Below are 21663 nucleotides of genomic sequence, written 5' to 3'. Positions count from 1 at the left end.
GAGACGACGCCCCTGGCGTTTGCTCCTCCTCCCTTCAAAGGCGCGGCTGCCCGGCCGCGCCTCTTTTTTGGGTCAGGGCGCCAGCACCGTGTCGACCGCTTGCGCCAGCGTTTCGGGATAGTCGAGCGTGTAGTGCAGGCCACGGCTTTCCTTGCGATGGAGCGCCGAGCGGACCACCAGCCGGGCGACTTCGAGCAGGTTGCGCAGCTCGATCAGGTCCGGCGTCACGCGGAAATTGCCGTAATATTCATCGACTTCCTTCGACAGCAGGTCGATGCGATGCTGGGCGCGCTCCAGCCGCTTGGTGGTGCGGACGATGCCGACATAGTCCCACATGAAGCGGCGGATTTCCTTCCAGTTATGCTGGACGATGACTTCCTCGTCGCTGTTGGTGACGCGGCTCTCGTCCCATGGCCGGATCGGCGGCGGGGCGGGCAGATCGTCCCAATGGGCGCGGATATGCTTGGCCGCCGCCTCGCCGAAGACGAAACATTCGAGCAGCGAGTTGGAGGCGAGACGATTGGCGCCGTGCAGGCCGCTCTCGGTCACTTCGCCCGCGGCATAGAGGCCGGGCAGGTCGGTGCGGCCGTCCAGGTCGATGATGACGCCGCCGCAGGTATAATGCTGCGCCGGAACGACCGGGATCGGCTCCTTGGTGATGTCGATGTCGAGGTCCAGCAGCCGGGCATAGATGGTCGGGAAATGCTGCTTCACGAACTCGGGCGGCTTGTGGCTGATGTCGAGATGGACATAGTCGAGGCCGAGGCGCTTGATCTCATGGTCGATGGCGCGGGCGACCACGTCGCGCGGCGCCAGTTCGGCGCGGGGATCGAAGCGGGGCATGAAACGCTCGCCGCCGCCCGGCACGCCGGGCGGGAGCTTCAGGTGGCCGCCTTCGCCGCGCACCGCCTCGGTAATCAGGAAATTCTTGACCTCCAGATTATAGAGGCAGGTCGGGTGGAACTGGTTCATCTCCATGTTCGACACGCGGCAGCCCGCGCGCCAGGCCATGGCGATGCCGTCGCCGGTCGCGCCACGCGGCGCGGTGGAGAAGAGATAGGTGCGGCCCGCGCCGCCGGTGCAGAGGATGGTCGCGCGGCCGAGGATCGCATCGACATGGCCGGTCTGCTTGTTGAAGGCATAGACGCCCCAGACATGGCCGTCGCCCGAATAGCGCTCGCCATGGCGCGAGGTGATGAGGTCGACCGCGACCATATCCTCCATCAGGGTGATGTTGGGATTGGCGCGCGCGGCCTTGAGCAGCGCGACCTGAACGGCATGGCCGGTGGCGTCATCGACATGGACGATGCGGCGATGGCTGTGGCCACCCTCGCGGGTCAGGTGCCAGCGTTCGCCGAACTCGTCGCCATCCCCTTCTTCATTGGGATTGAAGGGCACGCCCAGTTCCGCCAGCCGCTCGATCGCGGCGGGGGCTTCGGAGACGACGAACTCGACCGTGTCCTGATCGTTGAGGCCGGCGCCGGCGACCATCGTGTCATGGACATGGGCCGCGAAACTGTCACCCGCGTCGAGTACCGCGGCAATGCCGCCCTGCGCCCAGTTGGTCGATCCGCCATCCAGCGCGCCCTTGGCCAGCACGACCACCTTGCGGTCTTGCGCGAGGTTGATGGCGGCTGTCAGCCCGGCCGCGCCGGAACCGATGATGACGACGTCATGGGTGATGGTGGGCATATATATTCACTCTCCGGGCTTTTGCCCTATCCCGTTCGGTTCGAGCTTGTCGAGAACCCTGCGCATCGGTTCTCGACAGGCTCGAACCGAACGGGGTTTCTTCAGGCAGCCGCCGTCAGGTTGAGGAAGACATCCTCCAGGTCGGGGTCGCGGGTTACCACGTCGACGATGGCGAGGCCGCCGGCCTGCACCGCGCTCAGCACCTGGCCGGCATTGGCGCGGTTCTTCATATAGGTGATGGTGAGGGTACGCTCGTCGGTCAGTTCGACCTTCTCGAAACTGGGGTCGCTCGGCGGGGCGGTGATGTCGCGGTCGACGGTGACCTGCACCACCTTTTCCTGCGCCATCGCGATCAGCTCGCGGGTGGGTTTGTCGGTGATGACCCGGCCATGGTTGATGATGCCGATGCGGTCGCACAGCTCCTCGGCCTCTTCGAGATAATGGGTGGTGAGGACGATCGTCACACCCATGGCGTTCAGCTCCTTCACATAGGCCCAGAGCTGTTGGCGCAGCTGCACGTCGACGCCGGCGGTGGGTTCGTCCAGCACCAGGATCGGCGGCGAATGGACCATCGCCTTGGCGACCAGCAGCCGGCGCTTCATGCCGCCCGACAGGGTGCGGGCATAGGCATTGGCCTTGTCCTCCAAATGGACCGCGCGCAGCAGCTCCATCGAACGGCGCCTGTCCTTGGGCACGCCATAATAGCCGGCCTGATTCTCCAGCGTCTCGAACGGGGTGAAGAAGGGATCGAAGACGATCTCTTGCGGCACGATGCCGATGCTGTTCTTCGCATTGCGCGGATTGGCGTCGATGTCGAAGCCCCAGATGCTGGCGGAGCCGCTGGTCTTGTTGACGAGGCCGGCGAGGATGTTGATCGTGGTCGACTTGCCGGCGCCATTGGGGCCGAGCAGGCCATAGATCTGGCCGCGCGGGATGGTGAGGTTGATCCCGTCGAGCGCGCGCTTGCCGCCCTTATAGACCTTGGTCAGGTCGCGGATCTCGATGGCGGCTTGCGCAGGCTGGTCGGTCATGGCTGATCTCTATGGGGATCGAAGCGGGGGAAGGGAAGGGGGCGAAACGACGCGACAGTTGAAAGTTCACACCGTTCTGCGTCACGATTTCCGGGCGATTTCGGCGGAAACGCGCCTGTAACGCGCCGGTGACGCGACACGGAAGCGACAGTGAGGTCACGCCGAAGCGACACCGAAGCGACAGCGACGCGACAGCCGGGCGACAGGGACGCGACATTTATCGGCCGATCGGGCCTTTATGCGGGCGGATCGGCGCGAGCGGATCGGCCCGGCGGGCGGCATGGAGCGCCAGTGCGCTGGCCCAGCTTCGGTCGAAGCCGGTGCCGGCCAGGCGATCGCGCAGCCGGTGCGCGCTGGAGCGGGACATGCCGACCCGTTGCGCGGCATGGCTGATATTGCCGGTTTCGAGCAACGCGGCGAGAAAGCGGCGCTGGCGATCGGGCGTCCATTGGCGGCGCGCGCGCCGGGGTGCGGGGACGGGTGGATTGGGGCGGGGCTGGTCCATCCGACAGGGTAGATCAGGAAAAGCGCGTGTAGGAAAGATGGGAGGTTCGCCTGTCCGTGACGGTCCAGGCGAGGCCCGGCTGGCCTATTTGAACGAGGCCAGGCATTCCACTTCGAGCGGGGCGCCCAGCGCCAGGCCGTCGGCGCCGAAGGCGCTGCGGGTGGGCAGGCGCTTGCCCTCGAAATAGCTGACATAGGTGGTGTTGAAGCGCGGCCAGTCGGCCATGTCGTCCAGCATCACCGTGCATTTGACGACATGGCCGAAGTCGAGGCCATTGTCCTTGAGGATCTTGCCGATCGAATCCATCGCATTCTTCACCGCTGCGTCGAACCCTTCCTTGTGCGGGTCCATGCCGTCGGGCACCTGGCCGATCTGGCCCGACATATAGAGCATGTCGCCGACCCGGATCGCGGGCGAGAAGGGCAGCTTGGCCGGCAGCGGCTTCTGCGCGGCGGCGGGGGCGGCGATCATGAGGCTGGCGAGAAGGGCGGGGGCGAGCAGCTTTTTCATCATAGGGCTCCGAAAAGGATCAGACGCGGGGCAGGGCGGCGATCAGCCGTTCGACATCCCTGTCATCGTTGAAGACCGATGGCGAGATGCGGAAATAATTGTCGTGGACGGACAGGCGGACCTGTGCCCGCGCCAGCGGATCGCTGAGCAGGCCCTTCGCATTGGGCAGGACGCAGCTCAGCAGCGGGCTGGTCGTGCCCGGCGGGGTGATGAGGCGATAGCCCTTGCGCGGCAATTCCTCGCGCAGCTGGCCGATCAGCGTCTGGGCATGGGCCTGGATCGCCGGGACGGTGAGGGTCGAGATGTAGCTGATCGAATGATCGAGCATGGCGCTGATCGCCTGGGCATAGGTGCCGGTGCCGAAATGGCCGAGCGCGCCGGGGCGGGCGCTGTAGCTGGTCGGCGCATCGCCGGGCGGATCAAGCGGGAAGATATGGGTCTGCGGCGGCGAAAGCCCGATGCCGGGCGGCGCATCGGGCGCGGCAAAACCATAATAGCCATATTCGGTGCGGGGCAGCCGGTCCGCGACGCCGCGCCGGACATAGAGGAAGCCCAGGCCGAAATCGCCCATCAGCCATTTATAGGTGGCGCATGCGGCGAAATCGACGCCACTGTCATGCAGGTCGATCGGCACCGCGCCGGCGGCATGGATGATGTCGGCATAGACGAGCGCGCCGACCTTGTGCGCCATCGCGCTGATCGCCTTCAGGTCATGCTGGAAGCCATTATAGGTGGAGACGGCCGAGACGCTGACCAGCTTCGTCCCCGGCGTGATGGCGCGGGCCATGTCCTCGGGCGCGATGCGGCCCTCGCGCGCCTGCACCCAGGCGACATCGACGCCCTGTTTCGCCATTTCCTGATACATGGGGAAGGCGGCGTAGAAATGGAGCGTGTCGGTGACGACGCGGCCGCCTTCCTTTGGCAAGCCGAGCGCGCGCAGCACCGCCTGTTCGCCCATGGTGGTGGACTGGACCCAGGTGATCTCGTCCGCATCGGCGCCCATCAATGCAGCAAATTTGGCGATCAGCGCGGCGCGATCGACCGGCTTGCGCGCAGCGGCGACGGGATCGAGCGTGCGGCCGGCGAGATAGGCGTCGGCGGCGGCCCTGGCGCCCAGGCTCACCGGATGGGTGGAGGCGCTGTCGAAATAGGCGAGCGGGGTGGCGGCGAAGCTGGCCTTGTCGGGGAGCGATGGCGGTGCGGCGACGGCGCGAGCGGCCTGTGCCGCCAGCGGCACGGCAAGCGCTGCACCGAGCGCCTGGCGCCGGCTGAGGCTCATGCCATGATCCGGGCGAGCGCGGTCTTGAACGCCTGCATCTCCGCCGGCGTGCCGAAGGAGACGCGGACCCAGTCGTCCATATGCTTGCGCGGGCCGCCGATGAAGATCTTCTCCTTCGCCAGCGCGGCGGTGACATCGGCGCCGGGGCGACCGACATGGATCATCGCGAAGCTGGTCTGCGACGGCAGATATTTGAGACCGCGCGCGTCAAGCCAGGCAAAGAGATCGTCGCGTATCGCCTTGTTATAGGCCTTGCGCTGGGGCAGTAGGGCCGGGTCGAGCAGGCTGGCTTCGGCCGCGACCACGGCGGGCATTGGCGTGATGTTGACGCCATAGTCGGCCATGCCGTCGAGCAGATCCTTGCGCCCGGCGATCAGGCCGCAGCGCAGACCGGCGAGGCCGTAGATTTTCGAGAAGGTGCGGGTGACGAGGATGTCCGCGCCCTTCGCGACCAGGTCGAGGCAGCTCTGCGCATCGCTATAATGGATATAGGCCTCGTCAACCAGCAGCACGGAACCGGCGGGCTTGTTGGCGAGCAGCCATTCGATGTCGGCGCGCGGGATCGGCAGGCCGGTCGGGTTGTTGGGATTGCAGAGATAATAGACGCTGGCGTCGGGCGCGGCGGCCAGCAACTTGCGCAGGTCGGCGGTGAAATCGCCGGCCAGCGGCAGGGCGACGGCGCGGGTGACCGGCTGGTTGCCCTTGCCCAGGAACCCCTGATCGAAGGTCGGCTCGAAATAGGCGATCGGGCGGGACTTGGACGAGTAGGACAGCGCGACCGAGCGCAGCGGCATGAAGGAGCCGGGATGGACCTGGACCTGGTCGGGCGACAGGCCGTTCTGGCGGGCGAACAGGCTTTCCAGCTTCGAGGCGAAGGCCATGCCATAGCGGCCGGCGAGCGGATCGAGCCCGGACAGCGCCTGCAGCGCGGCGGGGGCGGGGCCGAGCGGATTTTCGTTGCTGTTGATGAAGATGCCGTCGGTCAGCGTGGCGACCATCGCCTTGGGATCATCGCTCATCGCCACCTTGCGGTCGCGCTGGGCGAGGGCGGGCGCCGCACCGGCTATTGCCACCGCGCCCATGGCGCCGCGCATCAGCATGCGGCGGCTGAGAGTGTCCGGACGGTCGGTCATGGTTTTCGCTTCCCCCTGATGGGGATCGAGGCATCGATCCACATCCCAATTATTGTTGCCGCGTTCTGCGAGCCGCCGGTCGTGCCGACCGGCTTCAGAACGCTAACAAAGCAAAAGGGCCGGTCTCCTGGGAGACCGGCCCTTGTGTTCTAGCCTATCAGAACTTGAAGTCTACGCGGGCGTAGTAATAGCCACCGGCCGAACCATAGGCACCGTGACCGTAATAGGAGTTCCAGCTGGTGGAGCCGTTCTCATAGGGCGACTGGCCGGGGAGGACGGTCACGCCGCTGAGCAGCTTGGGCTTTTCGGGGCGCTTGTCGAACAGGTTGTTCGCGCCGATCGAGAACTTCACATAATCGGTGAAGTCATAGCCCAGCTCCAGATCGGTGATGCCGGTCGCCTTGACCACGCCGTCACGTTCAAGCGGCTGGCCGTTCATCGCCGCTGCCGAAAGGGCCGAGCGGACGAGGATGCTGGTCTTGCCGTAGAAGGTCTGGCGCAGGTTGGCCGAGAAGGGGCCGCTGGCGAAGTTGATGCCGGCGACAATCTTGTAGTCGGGTGAAGCGTCTTCGATGTAGCTTTCCGACTGCGCGCTGAACAGGCTGGTGTTCTTGTTGTCGGTGATCTTGGTCTTGTTGTAGTTCGCGTTCAGCGACAGGTTGAGCTTGCCGAAGTCGAGCGGCACGACATAGTTGGCCGAGAAGTCGACACCATAGGTTTCCGTGTCGATCAGGTTGGTGAAGCTCGCCACGCCCAGCGTCTGCAGGCCGGTGTCGAGCACCAGGCCGGTGGACGCGATCGCCGCGAGAATGTCTTCCGCACCGGCGACGGGCAGACCGCCCTGAATGGCCGGCAGCGAAGCCGTTGCCGAGATACGATCCTTGATCTTGATATAATAGCCATCGATCGTGATCGCGAGCTTGGGAGCCGGACGCAGGACGATGCCTGCCGAGAAGTTGGTCGACTTTTCCGGACGCAGGGCATTGAAGCCCAGCAGCATGGCGGCTGGCGAACCGGCCGGCAACTGGAGCACCGCGCTGGTCGGGCCGACATTGACGGTCGAGTAGAAGGATTCCGCAAGCGTGGGCGCACGGAAGCCGGTGCTGGCCGTGCCACGGATCGCGAAGGCATCCGAGAAGTCGTAGCGGGTGGTGATCTTGCCGATCGTGGTGTCGCCGAAGTCGCTATAATCTTCGTAGCGGCCGGCAAGGTCGATGGTCCAGCCTTCGACCGGGCTGGCGATCAGGTTGATGTAACCAGCCTTCGAACTGCGGCTGTGCTTGCCGGCATCGACATCCTTGTAGCCGGGGAAGGACTGGACGCCTTCCTTGTAGGTCGATGCGAAGTCGCCGGCGACGATTTCATAGGTGTCGCGACGATATTCGCCACCGAAGGCCAGGGTCAGCGGTTCGGCCATGCCAACGTCGAATTCCTTGCGGATGTCGAGGGTGTTGGTCAGCTGGCTAAGCTTGAAGCCGCCGTCATAGGCGTCGGTCGGCGTGTAGGGCGTGATGCTGGAGTCATTCTGTGCGGCCGTGTAGCTTTCGATCCACATGGCGCGATGCGCGGATTCGATCGTCCAGATCTTGTTCTGGTCATAGCCATAGGTGGTGCTGACGTCATAGTTCCAGCCGCCGCCAAATTCGCCCTTGGCGCCAACCGTGAAGCTATATTCCTTCTGCTCCACCTTCTGCTGGGGGACCATGCCGAACGTGCCGGTGTCACCAAAGCAGGTGCTGGTGTCGGTGGTGCTGGCGCAGATGCGGTTGGGCGGACGATAGCCCTGCTTGGCATAGCCGACGCGACGCGACACGTCGCCGAAGCTGTAGAGTTCGACGCCGCCGAAATCATAGCCCATATTGTAGAAGAGCAGGTTGAGCTGCGACTTGGCCTGGCCGCCGTTGATGCCGTTGAGGTCGAGGCCAGCCCAGGCGGGATCGTAATAATTGTTGGTCGATCCGAACGAGCCCGGATAGGTGCCGGCCGTCGGCACATAGGGATTGCCGTCGATGTCCGACATGGTGACCTGGCCGGTGCCGGTCGAGGTATAGTTCTGGCGACGATGGAAGCCGGTCAGGTTGAAGAAGCCGTCTTCGCCCAGCTTGAAGCCGACATTGCCCGAAGCCGAGAACAGTTCGCCCTCGCTGTTGTAATATTGTCCGCCAGTGACCTTGAAGCTGCCGCCTTCGCTGTCATCCTTGAGGATCATGTTGATGGCGCCGGCGATCGCGTCGGTGCCGTAGACGGCGGCGGCGCCATCCTGCAGCACTTCGATGCGGGATACGGCATCTGGCGGAATGAGGTCGATGCTGGGTGCGGCCGAACCCTGGAACGGACCGGCGATGACCTGAAGAATGGCCGAGCCATGGCGACGCTTGCCGTTCACCATCACCAGCGTGTGGTTAGGGCTCAGGCCACGCAGACGGGCCGACAGCGAGAAGTTCGACATGTCGGTGCCCTGGGTCTGGGCGGTGAAGCTTGGCACCATCTGGGTCAGGGCCTGGTTGAGGTTCGGCTGGCCGACATGGCTCAGCGCTTCCTCGCCGAAGACCTGAACCGGCGCGGCGCTTTCCGCGGCCTGCATGCCGGTTGCGCGGGTGCCGGTAACGATGATGGCTGCACCTTCATCGGCCTGCGGTTCCTGCGGTGCTTCCTGCGCCATGGCGCAGGCCGACCAGGATGATGCGGCGATCAGAGAAATTTTTAGAGCAGATAGTCTATTCATTCGATGCCCCCTGATTTTGTCATTATATCGACATAGGGGGTGACGAATGATCTGCGGACTATCCTCTATTGCGCCGCACAAAATTTAAGTAAAAATGAAATGTTTCTGCAATTTTTCCGTGTCAGGATTCATTAGCTTATTGCGGTGCTGTCGGACTGTGCAATTATATGTAATGCATCGACATTGATGCGTTTTGCAATCAACTGGAATGGAGGATTTTTGATCCTGGTTCGTTGTTGATTTACTTGTGCCTCATTCGCCCTTGGCCATGGCGATGAGCTTGCGGGCCTCTGCGCCGGTCCAGTCCATGGCTCCGACCACGCGCGCAACCTCCTTGCCCTTGGCATCATAAAGGACGGTGGTCGGCAGGACGCCGGTGGCATAGCCCAGGCCGAGCTTGTTCTCCGGATCGGTCCAGCCCTTGAGGTGGGGCAGCTTGTGCTTGGCGAAGAAGGGCTTGATCGCGGCCTGGCCCTGCACGTCCTGCGAGATCGTCAATACCGCCAGACTCCTGTCACCTTCGCTGTCACTTTGCGCGGCGAGGGCGTCGAGCGTCGGCATTTCCGCGACGCAGGGCGCGCACCATGTCGCCCAGAGATTGACCAGCAGCGGGCGACCGGCAAAGTCCTGTAGGGTCGCCGTGCCACCCTGCGGATTTTCGAACGCGAAGGTCGGCGCAGGTGTACCCGCCTTGCTGCGGTCGATCGTGTAGTTGAATTCGCCCTTCGCACTGTCGCCGGCAGCGGGTTGCACTTCGTCGCCCGTCACCTTGCCGCTGGCGCTCGCATTGGCTTGCCCCGCGGGCGGGGATTGCCTATCGCATGCCGCCAGCCCAGCCAGCAGGAGCAGTGTCATTACCGAGCGCAAGGACGATATCATGGAAGCAGGCTCCAACAGCATGTGGGGTGGCCGGTTCGCGGCCGGCCCGGCATCGATCATGCGTGAGATAAATGCCTCCATCCCCTTCGACAAGCGCTTGTGGAAACAGGATATCGCCGGGTCCAAGGCGCATGTCGCGATGCTGGCCAAGCAGGGCATCGTCGATGGCGAGGATGCGCAGGCGATCACCGAGGGGCTGAACCGGATCGCGGCGGAATATGAAGCCAATGGCGTTCCGGTCAATCTGGACCTGGAAGATATCCACATGGTCACGGAGTCGCGGCTGGCCGAACTGATCGGCCCGGCCGCCGGACGCCTGCACACCGCGCGCAGCCGCAACGATCAGGTGGCGACCGATTTCCGCCTGTGGGTCCGCGACGCCATGGATGAGGTGATGGCCGGCCTGGCCGGGTTGCAGCAGGCGCTGCTCGCCCGCGCCGAGGAACATGTCGATGCGGTGATGCCGGGCTTCACCCATCTCCAGTCGGCGCAGCCGGTGACGCTGGGCCATCATCTGATGGCCTATTATGAAATGGTGCGCCGCGACCGCAGCCGCTTTGCCGATGCGCGCGTGCGGCTGGACGAATGTCCGCTGGGCGCCGCCGCGCTGGCCGGCACCGGCTTCCCGATCGATCGCCATGCCACGGCGGCGGCGCTGGGCTTTGCCAAGCCGACCGACAACAGCCTGGACAGCGTGTCGGACCGCGACTTCGCGCTCGACTATCTGATGGCCGCGACGCAGGCGTCGCTGCATCTGTCGCGCCTGGCCGAGGAATTCATCATCTGGGCGAGCCAGCCCTTCGGCTTCGTCAAGCTGCCCGACGCCTATTCGACCGGCAGCTCGATCATGCCGCAGAAGCGCAATCCGGACGCGGCCGAACTGGTGCGCGGCCATGCCGGCCGCATCATGGGCTGCATGAATGCGCTGTGCGTGACGATGAAGGGCCTGCCGCTCGCCTATTCCAAGGACATGCAGGACGACAAGCCGCCGGTGTTCGAGGCGCATGACCTGCTGGGCCTGTCGATCGCGGCGATGACCGGCATGATCGAGACGGTGACGTTCCGCACCGACCGGATGCGCGGACTGGCCGAAAGCGGCTTTGCCACCGCGACGGACCTGGCCGACTGGCTGGTGCGCGAGGGCGACATTCCCTTCCGCGAGGCGCATCATATCACCGGTCGTGCGGTGGCGGCGGCGGAGGAAGCCGGCGTGCAGCTCGCCGACCTGCCGCTCGAAACGCTCAAGGCCATTGATGCGCGTATCGACGATCGCATCTATGCGGTATTGACGGTCGATGCGTCGGTCGCCAGCCGCAAGAGTCATGGCGGCACGGCGCCCGATCAGGTGCGCGCGCGGATCGCCGCGGCGCGCGCGACACAGGAGTGAGGCAGATGGCACGGCATGTCCGCAGCGGGCTGATGATCGGGGCAATGGCGCTGGCGCTGGCCTCCTGTGGTGGCCGTGAATCGCTCAAACCCGTGGCGGGCCAGAAATTGCCCGCCGTGCCGGTGGGGGCGGCGACCGCGCCGACCGCCGCCGACATGATGGATCCGGGCACCCAGGCCCGCCCGGAACGTAACGTCGAACTGCTGACCCAGTCGCGCCAGCGCGGCAATGACGAGTTCGACCTGCCGCCGGAAAGCCGGCCGCAACAATAGTCCCTATTCCCGCAAGGATCAGACCTTGGACCATTTCGATTATGTAGACGGCACCATGCATGTGGAGCAGGTGCCGATGACGGAAATTGCGCAGCAGGTCGGCACCCCGGTCTATGTCTATTCGACCGCGACGCTGGAACGCCATGTCGGCGTGTTCCGCGAAGGGTTGTCCCAGCTCGACAATCCGCTGATCGCCTTTGCCGTGAAGGCCAATCCCAACGCCGCCGTGCTGGCGACGCTGGCGAAGCTGGGGCTGGGCGCGGACGTGGTGTCCGGCGGCGAATTGCAGCGCGCCGTGGCCGCGGGCATTCCGGCCGATCGCATCGTCTTTTCCGGCGTCGGCAAGACCGCCGAGGAAATGAAGCTGGCGCTGGAGCTGGGCATTTTCCAGTTCAACCTGGAAAGCGAACCGGAAGCGGAAATGCTGTCGGAGGTCGCGCTGTCGATGGGGAAGAAGGCGCCGGTCGCCTATCGCATCAACCCCGATGTCGACGCCGGCACCCATGCCAAGATTTCGACCGGCAAGTCGGAAAACAAGTTCGGCATCCCCTATGACCGGGCGCTGGAAAGCTATGCCGCCGCGCGCGACCTGCCGGGCCTCGATGTCCAGGGCGTCGCCGTGCATATCGGCAGCCAGCTGACCGACCTGGCGCCGCTGGAGGCGGCCTTCGTCAAGGTCGGCGCGCTGATCGTGCAGTTGCGCGCGGCCGGCCATGACATCCGCACCGCCGATCTGGGCGGTGGCCTGGGCGTGCCCTACGACCCCTCGCAGCCGCTGCCGCCGAGCCCGGCCGACTATGGCGCGATGGTGACACGGGTGACGCAGGGCTGGGATGCGCGGCTGATGTTCGAGCCGGGCCGGGTGATCGTGGGCAATGCCGGCGTGCTGCTGTCGAAGGTGATCCGCGTCAAGCAGGGCGCACAGGCGCCGTTCGTGATCGTCGATGCGGCGATGAACGACCTGATGCGGCCCAGCCTCTATGACGCCTGGCACGATATCCGGGCGGTGGCGCCGGACGGCAACCGGATCGCGTCGAACGTGGTCGGGCCGGTGTGCGAAACCGGCGATACCTTTGCCATGGGCCGCGACATGGACGTGGTGGCGGCCGGCGACCTGCTGACCTTCATGACCGCCGGCGCCTATGGCGCGACCATGGCGGGCACCTATAACAGCCGATCGCTGACCCCCGAAGTGCTGGTGTCGGGCGACAAATGGGCGGTGGTCCGCGCGCGTCCGCCGATCGAGGCGCTGATCGCGGGCGACCATATCCCCGACTGGGTGGCTGGCTGATGCATAGCCTGCCCGTCTTTCTGCGGCTGGAGGGGCGGGCGGTCATCCTGACCGGAGAAGGCGAGGCGGCCGATGCCAAGCGCCGGCTGCTGGAGCGCGCCGGCGCGCGCATCGTCGGCGAGGATGATGCGGGCGCGCGGGTCGCGATCGTGTCGGATGGCGACGCGGCGGTGGTGGCGCGACTGCGCGCGCGCGGCGTGCTGGTCAATGCGACCGACAAGCCGGACCTGTGCGATTTCACCCTGCCGGCGATCGTCGATCGCGACCCGGTGCTGATCGCGATCGGCACGGGTGGTGCGTCGGCGGGACTGGCGGCGGCGCTGCGGCAGCGGATCGAGGCCTTGTTGCCGAGCGGGCTGGGCGATCTGGCGCGGGCGCTGTTCGCGGCGCGGGGGCGGTTGCGCGACCTGTGGCCCGATGCGGGCGCGCGGCGGCAGGCGATCGGCAAAGCGCTGGCGCCGGGCGGGGCGATCGATCCGATGGGGTTTGATCCGGATGTCGACGTCTGGTTGGCGGAAGGTCCGGAGACGGGCAATAGCGAGCTATATCTTGTCCGGTTGACGTCGGCCGATCCCGACGACCTGACCATGCGCGATGCGCGGATGCTGGCACTGGCCGACCGGGTCTATCATGATGGGTCGGTGGCACCGTCGATATTGGAGCGGGCGCGGGCGGATGCCGAGCGGATCGCGGCGGATGGTCCGCCCGAACGGCTTGAAACCGGCCTCAGTCTGTGGGTCAGTTCTGCCGCGCGCTGAGGCGGGCGACTTCATCCTGCAAGGCCTGGATCGAGGAGACGAGGCGGGCGCGGTCGAGCTGCATTTCCTGCAGGGCATCGCGGGTTTCGCCCAGTTCCACGGCGCGGCGGGCGATGCGGGCGTCGAGTTCGGCATTGTGCCGGCTGAGCATGCCGAGCCGTTCGGCGCGGGCGCACAGATGGCGCAGCCGCGCATCGAGCAGGTCGAAATCGAATGGCTTGACGATATGGTCGTCGGCGCCGGCCTCCAGCACTTCGACGGCGGACTGGCTGTCGAGGCGACCGGTCAGCATGACGATGCAGGCATGGGGGGCGAGGGCGGTGGCGCGGATGCGCTTCATCGTCGCCACGGCGGGCAGCATCAAAAGGTCCATGTCGATCAGGACCAGGTCGACCGGATGCGTGACCAGCAGGTTGAGGGCGATGAAGCCATTTTCGGCCAGCACCACGTCATAGTTAAGCCGCGACAGGCGGCGGGCGATGACGGCGCGGGCGGTCGCATTCTCGTCGATCAGCAGTACGCGCAGCCGACGCGAGGCTGTGGCCCCGCTTTCCGGCTGTTCCGCGATGATCTGATGAAGGGGCTTGCGCTTGAAAAACGGCATTGGATAGCAACTCCTGCGATCGGCAGGATAGAAGCTGGCGGCAAAGAAATGGTTAACGCGCCATGCCCTCGGCGCCATAGGCGCGCAGGAAAATGTCGACGGCGAAGGCGGCGTCGCTTTCCATCTGTTGCGGCGTGACCCGTTCGATCTGGCTGAGCAACAGCAATTCATGGCAGCCCGATGTCGTCAGGCGCATTAGCACGCGGGCGGCCTTGTCGGGGTCGTCGCGGCGCAACTGGCCGCGGTCCATCGCCCCTTCGAGGAAACGGGCGAGCAGCATCCGGGTATGGCTGGGCGCCATTTCATAGAAGATGCGGCTCATTTCCGGGAAACGGCCACCTTCCGACGCGATCAGCCGGTGCAGGGCGATCGCTTCGGGCGATGTCACCTTTTCGAGCAGGCTGAGCGCGGTGCGGTGCAGCGTCGAGGGGAGGTCGCCGCCGGGGTCCAATATTTCCGAAAGCCGCGCGCGATAGGTGCTGGTCGCATTTTCGAGAACCGCGCGAAACAATTCCTCCTTGGAAGGGAAATGATTCCACAACGTGCCCTTCGACCCGCCCAATATGGCGGCGATGGCCGACATGCTGGTCGCGGCATAGCCATTTTCCAGAAAATGCCGGGCAGCCACCTCCAATATCGTCTGGCGCCGGTCGAGGCGGCGGGCCTCCCGACGACTGGGGGCTAAAGCTTTTTCCGGGCATGTCATATAAGCGTACCATAGAGTACGCTATTTATATTGACAAGGGTGGTACGGCGGGGCAAAGGCGATTTTCATACTGGATGGTACGGTTTGGATATGTCCGTGAGTCGCATCAGTTTTTCCATTCGCACCGGCGGTATTGCAGTGACAGCGCTGCTTCTGGCCGGCTGTGCTTCAATACCCGATCTGGGCAACAAGCCCGAGATTCGCACACCGCAGAGCGTGGAGGCCGGGCGCAGCCTGAGCGCCGACACGGTCGCCTGGCCCAGCGAGAATTGGTGGAGCGCCTATGGCGATCCGCAGCTGACATCGCTGATCGAGGAGGGGCTGCGCAATTCGCCCGACATGGCGGTGGCGCTGGCGCGCTTCCGCCAGGCGACGGCGATGGCCCAGCAATCGGGCGCGGCGCTGCTGCCCACGGTCGACGCCACGGCCAATGCCGGCGTGACCAAGCAGAGCTATAATATGGGCATGCCCAAGGATTTCGTGCCGCAGGGCTGGCTGGGCACCGGCAAGGTCGGGCTGGACTTTGGTCTGGACATCGACCTGTGGGGCAAGAACCGGGCGTCGCTGGCGGCCGCCACGTCGGAGGCCCGCGCGGCCGAGATCGACGCGCAGCAGGCACGCCTGGCGCTGACCACTGCGATCGCCGATGCCTATGCCGACCTGGCCCGCCTCTATGACGAGGCGGAAATCCAGGAGCGCACGCTGGAAATCCGCACGGCCAGCCAGAAGCTGGTCGCCGACCGGCGGCAGAATGGCCTAGAAACGCGCGGCAGCGTGCGCCAGGCCGACGCCACCGTGTCCTCGGCCAAGGCGCAACTGGCGGCCGCCCGCGTGGCGATCGAGCTGCGCCAGCATCAGATCGCCGCGCTGATCGGTGCCGGGCCGGACCGCGGCCTGGCGATGACCCGGCCGCAGATCGGCCAGTTGGCGCCGCTGGGTCTGCCAGCGGACGTCACCACCAATCTGGTGGCGCGTCGCCCCGACGTCGCCGCCGCGCTGGCCCGGACGCAGGCCGCAGCCAGCCGGATCAAGGTGGCGCGGGCATCCTTCTATCCGGCGGTGAGCCTGAGCGCCCTGATCGGCGTCCAGTCGCTGGGGTATGAAACGCTGTTCACCGGCACCGGTGCTTCGGGTGGTTCGACGTCCTTTGCGGACAATCTGTTCAAGAAGGATTCGCTGTTCGGCAGCGCCGGCCCGGCGATCAGCCTGCCGATCTTCCATGGCGGGCAGTTGCGCGGCCAGTATCGCGGCGCGCGCGCGACCTATGACGAGGCGGTCGCCAGCTATGACCAGACGGGGCTGGGCGCCTATCAGGACGGCGCCGACGCCGTGACCAGCCGCCGGACGCTGGACCAGCGGCTGACCGACGCCAAGGCGGCGCTGACCGCGTCGCAGGATGCCTATGGCGTTGCCCAGCAGCGCTACAAGGGCGGGCTTTCCACCTATCTCGACGTGCTGAACGTCGAAGACCAGCTGCTCGCGGCGCGTCAGTCCGTCGCGCAGCTGGAAGCGAGCGCCTTCTCTCTCGATATTGCCCTCATTCGCGCGCTCGGCGGCGGCTTTGCCGCGAGCGACGCTCAGTCCAAGGATCGACCCAATGGCTGATGCCGCCACCGAAACTTCCCCCGAACTGGCCGAGCAGCGCGGCAATGCCCGCAAGACCTGGCTGACCCGTCTGGCGATCGCCGTGCTGGTGGTCGGTGTCCTGTGGGCGGCCTGGTATGTCCTGATCGGCCGCAACCATGTCAGCACCGACAATGCCTATGTGAATGCGGAGGTCGCCCAGGTGACGCCCCTGCTGTCGGCGCAGGCGATCGAGGTCAACGTCACCGACACCCAGACGGTGAAGCGTGGTGATATCCTGGTGAAGCTGGACCCGACCGATGCGCAGATCGCGCTGCAGCAGGCCGAGGCCGACCTGGCCGATGCCCGTCGTCGCTTCCGCCAGACCAGCGCGACCAGCGGTTCGCTGTCGGCGCAGGTCGAGGCGCGTGGCGCCGACATCGTCCAGGCCCGTGCCCAGCTGGCGACCGCGCAGGCCGATTTCGACAAGGCCCGCATCGACCTGCAGCGTCGCGAGGCGCTGGTCGCGGGCGGCGCGGTTTCGGGTGACGAAGTCACCGCGGCGCGCAAATCCTACGCCGCTGCCAAGGCGGCGCTGGACCTGGCCCGTGCCGGTGTCGAGACCGCGCAGGCGACCCGCAATGCCGCCACCGGCCAGCTGGCCGCCAATGACGCGCTGATCCGCGGTTCGACCGAGGAAAGTGATCCCGCGGTGATGATCGCCAAGGCGAAGCTGGACAATGCCAAGCTGGACCTGGAACGCACGATCATCCGCGCACCGATCGACGGCGTGGTGACCAAGCGTGCGGTCCAGATTGGCCAGCGCGTGGCGCAGGGCAGCCCGATCATGAACATCGTCCCGCTGTCGCAGGTCTATGTCGACGCCAATTTCAAGGAGCGCCAGCTGCGCCATGTGAAGGTGGGCATGCCCGCCACGGTGGTGGCCGACATCTATGGCGGCGATGTCGTCTATCATGGCAAGGTCGTGGGCTTCTCCGGTGGCACCGGTTCGTCGCTGTCGCTGATCCCGGCGCAGAACGCGACCGGCAACTGGATCAAGGTGGTCCAGCGCCTGCCGGTGCGCATCGCGCTCGACCCCAAGGAACTGGCAGAGCATCCGCTGCGCGTGGGCTTGTCCACCGAAGTCGAGATCGATCTGGCCGGCAAGTAAGGGAGCGAGCGCGTGAGCGGTCCCGAAACCTTCAATCTGCTCTCGCCGCGCACCCGCACGCTTGCCGGGCTGGTGCTGGCGCTGAGCAACTTCATGGTCGTGCTCGACCTGACCATCGCCAATGTCTCGGTGCCGCATATCGCCGGTAATCTGGGCATCTCCGGCGACCAGGGCACCTGGATCATCACATCCTATGCGGTGGCGGAGGCGATCTGCGTGCCGCTGACCGGCTGGCTGGCGCTGCGTTTCGGCGTGGTGCGGACCTTCATCTGGGCGATGATCGGCTTCGGCTTCTTCTCGATGATGTGCGGCCTGTCGACCACGCTGGGCATGATCGTCGCCGCGCGCCTGGGTCAGGGCATTTGTGGCGGGCCGATCATGCCGATGTCGCAGACCCTGTTGCTGCGCATCTTCCCGCCGGAAATGCGGCCGCGCGCCATGGGCCTGTGGGCGATGACGACGCTGCTGGGGCCGGCCATGGGGCCGATCGTCGGCGGCTATATCAGTGACAATTGGAGCTGGCACTGGATCTTCTTCATCAACCTGCCGATCGCGGCGCTGTGCGTGTTCGCGGCGATGGCGATGCTGCGGCCGGTGGAGACCGATACGGCGCACCAGCCGATCGACAAGATCGGCCTGTGCCTGCTGATCTTCTGGATCGGCTGCCTGCAGGTGATGCTGGACATCGGTCGCGACCATGACTGGTTCTCCGACCCGCTGATCCTGACGCTCGCCATCCTGGCCGGCATCGGCTTCATCGTCTTCATCATCTGGGAGCTGACCGAGGAGCATCCGATCGTCGACCTGCGGGTGTTCCGGCATATCGGCTTCTCATCGGGCGTCTTCACACTGGCTTTGGCCTTCGGCGCCTATTTCTCCAGCATCGTGGTCATCCCGCAATGGCTGCAGATGTCGATGGGCTATACCGCGACCTGGTCGGGCATCGTCACCGCCTTCACGGCGATGGCGGCGGTGATGAGCGCGCCCTTCGCGGCTCGCTTCACCGGCAAGGTCGATCCGCGCATCATGATTTCGGGCGCGGTCTTCTGGCTGGGCTGCATGACCCTGTGGCGGGCGCACTGGACCAGCGGCATCGACTTTTTCGGACTGGCGCTGCCGCAGTTCGTGCAGGGCTTTGCCATGCCCTTCTTCATGATCCCGCTGACGACGCTGACCCTGGGGTCCGTGCCGCCGAGCGAGACGGCGTCGGCGGCCGGGCTGCAGAATTTCCTGCGGACCATGGCGATCGCGATCGCGACCTCGCTGGTGCTGACCGGGTGGAGCGACAGCCAGCGCGTGTCGCGCAACGAACTGGCCGGCGCCTTGCAGCCCGACGATGCGCAGCGCGCGCTGTCGGGCATGGGGATGACGACCGAGCAGATCCGCCAGACCATATCCAATCTGGTGGAGCAGGAGGCGATCGCCATTTCGGTCGACTATGTCTTCTTCATCTCCGCGTTGGTGCTGTTTGCGGCGGCGGTGATCGTCTGGCTGGCGCCCAAGCCGAGCGGGCCGGTGGACACGTCGGCGGCGCACTGAGCGCTGCCCTGTTCGAGGCAAAGAAAAAGCCTCCCGTTGCTGTCGCGACGGGAGGCTTTTTCTTTGTGCGGACCTTGGCCCTAGCGGGCGGCCGAGGCGCGCTTCTGGCCGTAGAGGAAATAGACGACGAGGCCGATCGCGTTCCAGATCAGGCAGGCATAGATGGTCTTCATCGGCAGGCTGAGGAACAGATAGGCGCAGCCGAGCACGGCGCCCAGGCCCACCAGCGTCGCTGCCGGCGTGCGGAAGGGGCGCTTGAGGTCCGGCGCGCGGCGGCGCAGGATCAGCAGGCAGGCGCCCACTGCAGTGAAGGCGATCAGCGTGCCGGCATTGGCGAGTGCGGCGATCTGGTCGATCGGCAGCACGCCGGCGATGATCGCGACCAGCACGGCGGTGACGGCGGTGATACGGGCAGGCGTGCCGCGCTTCGAGATGCGGGCGAGCGATTGCGGCAGGAAGCCGTCGCGCGCCATCACCAGGAAGATGCGGCTCTGGCCGTAGAGGAAGCCCAGCAGCACGGTGGGGAGCGCAATGACGGCGGCGATCGCGACGATCCGGGCGATCGATCCCTGGCCCATTTCGCGCAGGATGAGCGCGAGCGGCTCCGGGCTGTCGGCAAAGCGGGTGAAGGGCATGGCGCCCACGGCGGCGGCGGCGACCAGCACATAGATGAGGGTGCAGACGATCAGCGAGCCGACGATGCCGATGGCGAGGTCACGGTCCGGATTCTTGGCTTCCTCCGCCGCGGTCGAGATCGCGTCGAAGCCGTAGAAGGCGAAGAAGATGATCGCGGCCGCCGCCATCACGCCGCGCTCGATGCCGTCAGGCCCCATATGCTTGGCAAAGCCGAAGGGCATGAACGGTTCGAGATGCTGGGCGTCGAAGGCGGGCAGGGCGACCCAGACGAACAGGCTCAGGGTCGCGATCTTGATCAGCACCAGCAGGGTGTTGAGCCGGGCGCTTTCGCGCGTGCCGAACATCAGCAGGGCGGCGACGACGCCGATGATGAAGATGGCGGGGATGTTGATGAAGCCGCCAAGCTCCGGTCCCTTGGTCAGTGCCTCGGGAAAGCCGAGCGGGGTGAGGAGCGGGGCGGCATAGCCCGACCAGCCCACCGCCACGGTCGAGACGACCAGCGAATATTCGAGGATCAGGCTCCAGCCCACGATCCAGGCAATGCCCTCGCCCAGCACCACATAGGAGTAGCTGTAGGCGCTGCCCGCCGCCGGCATCATCGTCGACAGTTCGGCATAGGCGAGCGCGGCGCAGGCGCAGATCGCGCCGGCAATGGCGAAGGAGATGAGCACGGCCGGGCCGGCGCGATCGGCGCCGACGCCGATCAGGGTGAGGATGCCGGTGCCGACGATCGCGCCGACGCCCAGCGCCAGCAGATGCGGCCAGGACAGGGTGCGCGCCATGCTGTGGCCGCCTCCCTGGGGCGTCATCGCCTCCATCGGCTTGCGACGTGTCCAACTCATAGAAAGCTCCCCCTGTTATGCGGTCTGTGGCGGGTTTGCTGGCGCAAACGACGGGCGGGCGCAAGCGCCGAGCCTGAACGTGGCGACTTCTTACAATATTGGGCGTGGTTGCTGCGCTATTGTTGCCAAAGAGCGGGAGGTCGACGCAATGGCGACGGCAATCGGTGCAGTGGAGCGACAGGCGCGGGAACGGCGCATCTTTACCGGCATGGCGGCGCTGGTCGCCGTCACCGTGATTGGTGGCTTCGGCAGCTTTGCCCTGCGCGGCTATGTCGACGTGGCGACCGTGCCCTGGTGGGTGCATGTCCATGCGTTGTCGCTGCTGGCCTGGACATTGCTGTTCCTGGCGCAGGCGCTGCTGGTGGCGCAGCGGCGGACCGATCTCCATCGCCAGTTGGGCTGGGTTGCGGCCGGGCTTGCCTGTTTCCTGATCCCCTGGGGTATCGCGACGTCGATCCTGGCGGTCCAGATGGGGCGGGTGCCGCCCTTCTTTCCGCCGGGCATATTCCTGGTGCTGGGGCCGCTCGACATGCTGGCCTTTGGTGCGCTGACGCTGGCGGCGATCCTGCTGCGGCAGCGGAGCGACTGGCACAAGCGGCTGATATTGTGCGGGACCATCGCGATGATGGAGCCGGCATTCGGCCGGATATTGCCGATGCCGCTGCTGGGGCCATGGGCCGGCGCCTGCGCGACACTGATGCAGTTGCTCTATGTCGGGATCGCCATGCGCGCCGATGCGGGGCTGCGCGGCGCGGTGCATCCGGCCTATCGCTGGGGGCTGGCGGTGATCGCCGGGCGATTGCTGCTGGTCGAGTTGCTGGGGCGCACGGCGATCGTCACTGGGGCGGCTGCCGCGCTGGCTGCGGGATAGCGGACTTGCGCTTGCGGCCGCTTTGGCTTAAGGGGCGCCCTGCATCCGGGACTCTGGTCCTGGAACCCTGACGACTCCAGGATATCCAAGAGGGATATCGAATGGACGCTGGCCGGCGAGTTTTCGCCCGCCGGCGATTTTGTCGTTTTGGGGTGGTGCATGGATTTTCCGGGTCTTGCGCCCGAATTGAGGTGATGATGTTCGATTCGCTAAGCGATCGTCTCGGTGGGGTATTCGACAAGCTGCGTGGGCGCGGTGCGCTTACGGAG

Annotated in this window: 19 protein-coding genes; 8 read left to right on the top strand and 11 right to left on the bottom strand. The window is 65.7% G+C overall.

Going from position 1 to position 21663, the window contains the following annotated elements; translation table 11 throughout:
• Nucleotides 1–72: 72 nt before the first annotated feature.
• From nadB to CG471_RS06865, 8 genes are all read right to left on the bottom strand, one after another.
• Nucleotides 73–1692 (bottom strand): L-aspartate oxidase, encoded by a 1620-nt coding sequence (nadB, locus tag CG471_RS06900; protein ID WP_099231346.1) that lies wholly within the window; start codon nucleotides 1690–1692, stop codon nucleotides 73–75.
• Nucleotides 1693–1793: 101 nt separating this feature from the next.
• Nucleotides 1794–2723 carry an ABC transporter ATP-binding protein gene (locus CG471_RS06895; RefSeq protein ID WP_004208122.1) on the bottom strand — a complete coding sequence of 310 codons (930 nt, stop codon included), beginning with the start codon at nucleotides 2721–2723 and terminating at the stop codon, nucleotides 1794–1796.
• 217 nt (nucleotides 2724–2940) lie between these two features.
• Nucleotides 2941–3228 (bottom strand): LysR family transcriptional regulator, encoded by a 288-nt coding sequence (locus tag CG471_RS06890; RefSeq protein WP_099231345.1) that lies wholly within the window; start codon nucleotides 3226–3228, stop codon nucleotides 2941–2943.
• Between the two features lie 84 nt (nucleotides 3229–3312).
• The gene (locus CG471_RS06885; protein ID WP_099231394.1) at nucleotides 3313–3738 is read right to left on the bottom strand and encodes a RidA family protein; all 426 of its coding nucleotides are present in this window, start codon (nucleotides 3736–3738) and stop codon (nucleotides 3313–3315) included.
• 19 nt (nucleotides 3739–3757) lie between these two features.
• Nucleotides 3758–5017: an aminotransferase class V-fold PLP-dependent enzyme gene (locus CG471_RS06880; RefSeq protein ID WP_099231344.1), complete on the bottom strand. Its 1260-nt coding sequence runs from the start codon at nucleotides 5015–5017 to the stop codon at nucleotides 3758–3760.
• A complete protein-coding gene (locus CG471_RS06875; RefSeq protein ID WP_099231343.1) occupies nucleotides 5014–6150 on the bottom strand; it encodes an aminotransferase class I/II-fold pyridoxal phosphate-dependent enzyme in 1137 nt (378 codons plus the stop codon). The genes CG471_RS06880 and CG471_RS06875 overlap by 4 nt, the downstream gene beginning before the upstream one ends.
• A gap of 157 nt (nucleotides 6151–6307) precedes the next feature.
• Nucleotides 6308–8875: a TonB-dependent siderophore receptor gene (locus tag CG471_RS06870; protein ID WP_029547592.1), complete on the bottom strand. Its 2568-nt coding sequence runs from the start codon at nucleotides 8873–8875 to the stop codon at nucleotides 6308–6310.
• Nucleotides 8876–9127: 252 nt separating this feature from the next.
• Nucleotides 9128–9730 carry a TlpA disulfide reductase family protein gene (locus CG471_RS06865; RefSeq protein WP_048937730.1) on the bottom strand — a complete coding sequence of 201 codons (603 nt, stop codon included), beginning with the start codon at nucleotides 9728–9730 and terminating at the stop codon, nucleotides 9128–9130.
• Nucleotides 9731–9773: 43 nt separating this feature from the next.
• Here CG471_RS06865 and argH point away from each other — a divergent pair, with 43 nt between their 5' ends.
• Genes argH through CG471_RS06845 form a run of 4 tightly spaced genes read left to right on the top strand, consistent with a single transcriptional unit; the run spans nucleotide 9774 to nucleotide 13462 of the window.
• Complete coding sequence (gene argH, locus CG471_RS06860) at nucleotides 9774–11141, top strand: argininosuccinate lyase (protein WP_099231393.1); 1368 nt, start codon at nucleotides 9774–9776, stop codon at nucleotides 11139–11141.
• A 5-nt stretch (nucleotides 11142–11146) separates the two neighbouring features.
• Nucleotides 11147–11413, top strand: coding sequence for a hypothetical protein (locus CG471_RS06855; RefSeq protein ID WP_099231342.1), 267 nt, complete (start codon nucleotides 11147–11149; stop codon nucleotides 11411–11413).
• A 25-nt stretch (nucleotides 11414–11438) separates the two neighbouring features.
• Nucleotides 11439–12704, top strand: coding sequence for a diaminopimelate decarboxylase (gene lysA, locus CG471_RS06850; RefSeq protein ID WP_099231341.1), 1266 nt, complete (start codon nucleotides 11439–11441; stop codon nucleotides 12702–12704).
• Complete coding sequence (locus CG471_RS06845) at nucleotides 12704–13462, top strand: bifunctional precorrin-2 dehydrogenase/sirohydrochlorin ferrochelatase (protein ID WP_099231340.1); 759 nt, start codon at nucleotides 12704–12706, stop codon at nucleotides 13460–13462. Before lysA ends, CG471_RS06845 begins: the two co-directional genes overlap by 1 nt.
• Here the strand turns inward: CG471_RS06845 and CG471_RS06840 are convergent.
• Both CG471_RS06840 and CG471_RS06835 read right to left on the bottom strand, forming a co-directional pair.
• A complete protein-coding gene (locus CG471_RS06840) occupies nucleotides 13443–14066 on the bottom strand; it encodes a response regulator transcription factor (protein WP_099231339.1) in 624 nt (207 codons plus the stop codon). The two genes, CG471_RS06845 and CG471_RS06840, sit on opposite strands and share 20 nt — an antisense overlap.
• 52 nt (nucleotides 14067–14118) lie before the next feature.
• Entirely contained in the window at nucleotides 14119–14772 is a 654-nt protein-coding gene (locus tag CG471_RS06835; protein ID WP_026109325.1) for a TetR/AcrR family transcriptional regulator, read from the bottom strand.
• 90 nt (nucleotides 14773–14862) lie between these two features.
• On the opposite strand from CG471_RS06835, the gene CG471_RS06830 reads away from it, so the two are divergent.
• Genes CG471_RS06830 through CG471_RS06820 form a run of 3 tightly spaced genes read left to right on the top strand, consistent with a single transcriptional unit; the run spans nucleotide 14863 to nucleotide 19045 of the window.
• A complete protein-coding gene (locus tag CG471_RS06830) occupies nucleotides 14863–16377 on the top strand; it encodes an efflux transporter outer membrane subunit (protein WP_099231338.1) in 1515 nt (504 codons plus the stop codon).
• Nucleotides 16370–17506 carry an EmrA/EmrK family multidrug efflux transporter periplasmic adaptor subunit gene (locus tag CG471_RS06825; RefSeq protein WP_099231337.1) on the top strand — a complete coding sequence of 379 codons (1137 nt, stop codon included), beginning with the start codon at nucleotides 16370–16372 and terminating at the stop codon, nucleotides 17504–17506. The genes CG471_RS06830 and CG471_RS06825 overlap by 8 nt, the downstream gene beginning before the upstream one ends.
• A gap of 12 nt (nucleotides 17507–17518) precedes the next feature.
• Nucleotides 17519–19045: a DHA2 family efflux MFS transporter permease subunit gene (locus tag CG471_RS06820; RefSeq protein WP_004208105.1), complete on the top strand. Its 1527-nt coding sequence runs from the start codon at nucleotides 17519–17521 to the stop codon at nucleotides 19043–19045.
• Nucleotides 19046–19125: 80 nt separating this feature from the next.
• Here CG471_RS06820 and CG471_RS06815 read toward each other — a convergent pair whose 3' ends face one another.
• The gene (locus CG471_RS06815) at nucleotides 19126–20523 is read right to left on the bottom strand and encodes an amino acid permease (protein ID WP_099231336.1); all 1398 of its coding nucleotides are present in this window, start codon (nucleotides 20521–20523) and stop codon (nucleotides 19126–19128) included.
• Nucleotides 20524–20671: 148 nt separating this feature from the next.
• Between CG471_RS06815 and CG471_RS06810 the strand changes: the two genes are divergently transcribed.
• On the top strand, nucleotides 20672–21394 hold the full coding sequence (locus CG471_RS06810) for a hypothetical protein (RefSeq protein ID WP_099231335.1): 723 nt from the start codon (nucleotides 20672–20674) through the stop codon (nucleotides 21392–21394).
• Nucleotides 21395–21663: the final 269 nt, after the last annotated feature.

This window comes from Sphingobium sp. IP1, from assembly GCF_002708645.1.
GTDB classification, from domain to species: Bacteria; Pseudomonadota; Alphaproteobacteria; order Sphingomonadales; family Sphingomonadaceae; genus Sphingobium; species Sphingobium yanoikuyae.
The sequence above is the reverse complement of the archived record's forward strand: the minus strand, read 5'-3'. Positions and strand labels throughout refer to the sequence as shown.

Coding starts and splice junctions, on each gene's coding strand:
- CG471_RS06845 (WP_099231340.1), top strand. CDS start 12,704: ATGCATAGCCTGCCCGTCTTTCTGCGGCTGGAGGGGCGGGCGGTCATC.
- CG471_RS06810 (WP_099231335.1), top strand. CDS start 20,672: ATGGCGACGGCAATCGGTGCAGTGGAGCGACAGGCGCGGGAACGGCGC.
- CG471_RS06895 (WP_004208122.1), bottom strand. CDS start 2,723: ATGACCGACCAGCCTGCGCAAGCCGCCATCGAGATCCGCGACCTGACC.
- CG471_RS06855 (WP_099231342.1), top strand. CDS start 11,147: ATGGCACGGCATGTCCGCAGCGGGCTGATGATCGGGGCAATGGCGCTG.
- CG471_RS06875 (WP_099231343.1), bottom strand. CDS start 6,150: ATGACCGACCGTCCGGACACTCTCAGCCGCCGCATGCTGATGCGCGGC.
- CG471_RS06885 (WP_099231394.1), bottom strand. CDS start 3,738: ATGAAAAAGCTGCTCGCCCCCGCCCTTCTCGCCAGCCTCATGATCGCC.
- argH (WP_099231393.1), top strand. CDS start 9,774: ATGTGGGGTGGCCGGTTCGCGGCCGGCCCGGCATCGATCATGCGTGAG.
- CG471_RS06880 (WP_099231344.1), bottom strand. CDS start 5,017: ATGAGCCTCAGCCGGCGCCAGGCGCTCGGTGCAGCGCTTGCCGTGCCG.
- CG471_RS06870 (WP_029547592.1), bottom strand. CDS start 8,875: ATGAATAGACTATCTGCTCTAAAAATTTCTCTGATCGCCGCATCATCC.
- CG471_RS06825 (WP_099231337.1), top strand. CDS start 16,370: ATGGCTGATGCCGCCACCGAAACTTCCCCCGAACTGGCCGAGCAGCGC.
- CG471_RS06815 (WP_099231336.1), bottom strand. CDS start 20,523: ATGAGTTGGACACGTCGCAAGCCGATGGAGGCGATGACGCCCCAGGGA.
- nadB (WP_099231346.1), bottom strand. CDS start 1,692: ATGCCCACCATCACCCATGACGTCGTCATCATCGGTTCCGGCGCGGCC.
- CG471_RS06865 (WP_048937730.1), bottom strand. CDS start 9,730: ATGACACTGCTCCTGCTGGCTGGGCTGGCGGCATGCGATAGGCAATCC.
- CG471_RS06890 (WP_099231345.1), bottom strand. CDS start 3,228: ATGGACCAGCCCCGCCCCAATCCACCCGTCCCCGCACCCCGGCGCGCG.
- CG471_RS06830 (WP_099231338.1), top strand. CDS start 14,863: ATGTCCGTGAGTCGCATCAGTTTTTCCATTCGCACCGGCGGTATTGCA.
- CG471_RS06835 (WP_026109325.1), bottom strand. CDS start 14,772: ATGACATGCCCGGAAAAAGCTTTAGCCCCCAGTCGTCGGGAGGCCCGC.
- CG471_RS06840 (WP_099231339.1), bottom strand. CDS start 14,066: ATGCCGTTTTTCAAGCGCAAGCCCCTTCATCAGATCATCGCGGAACAG.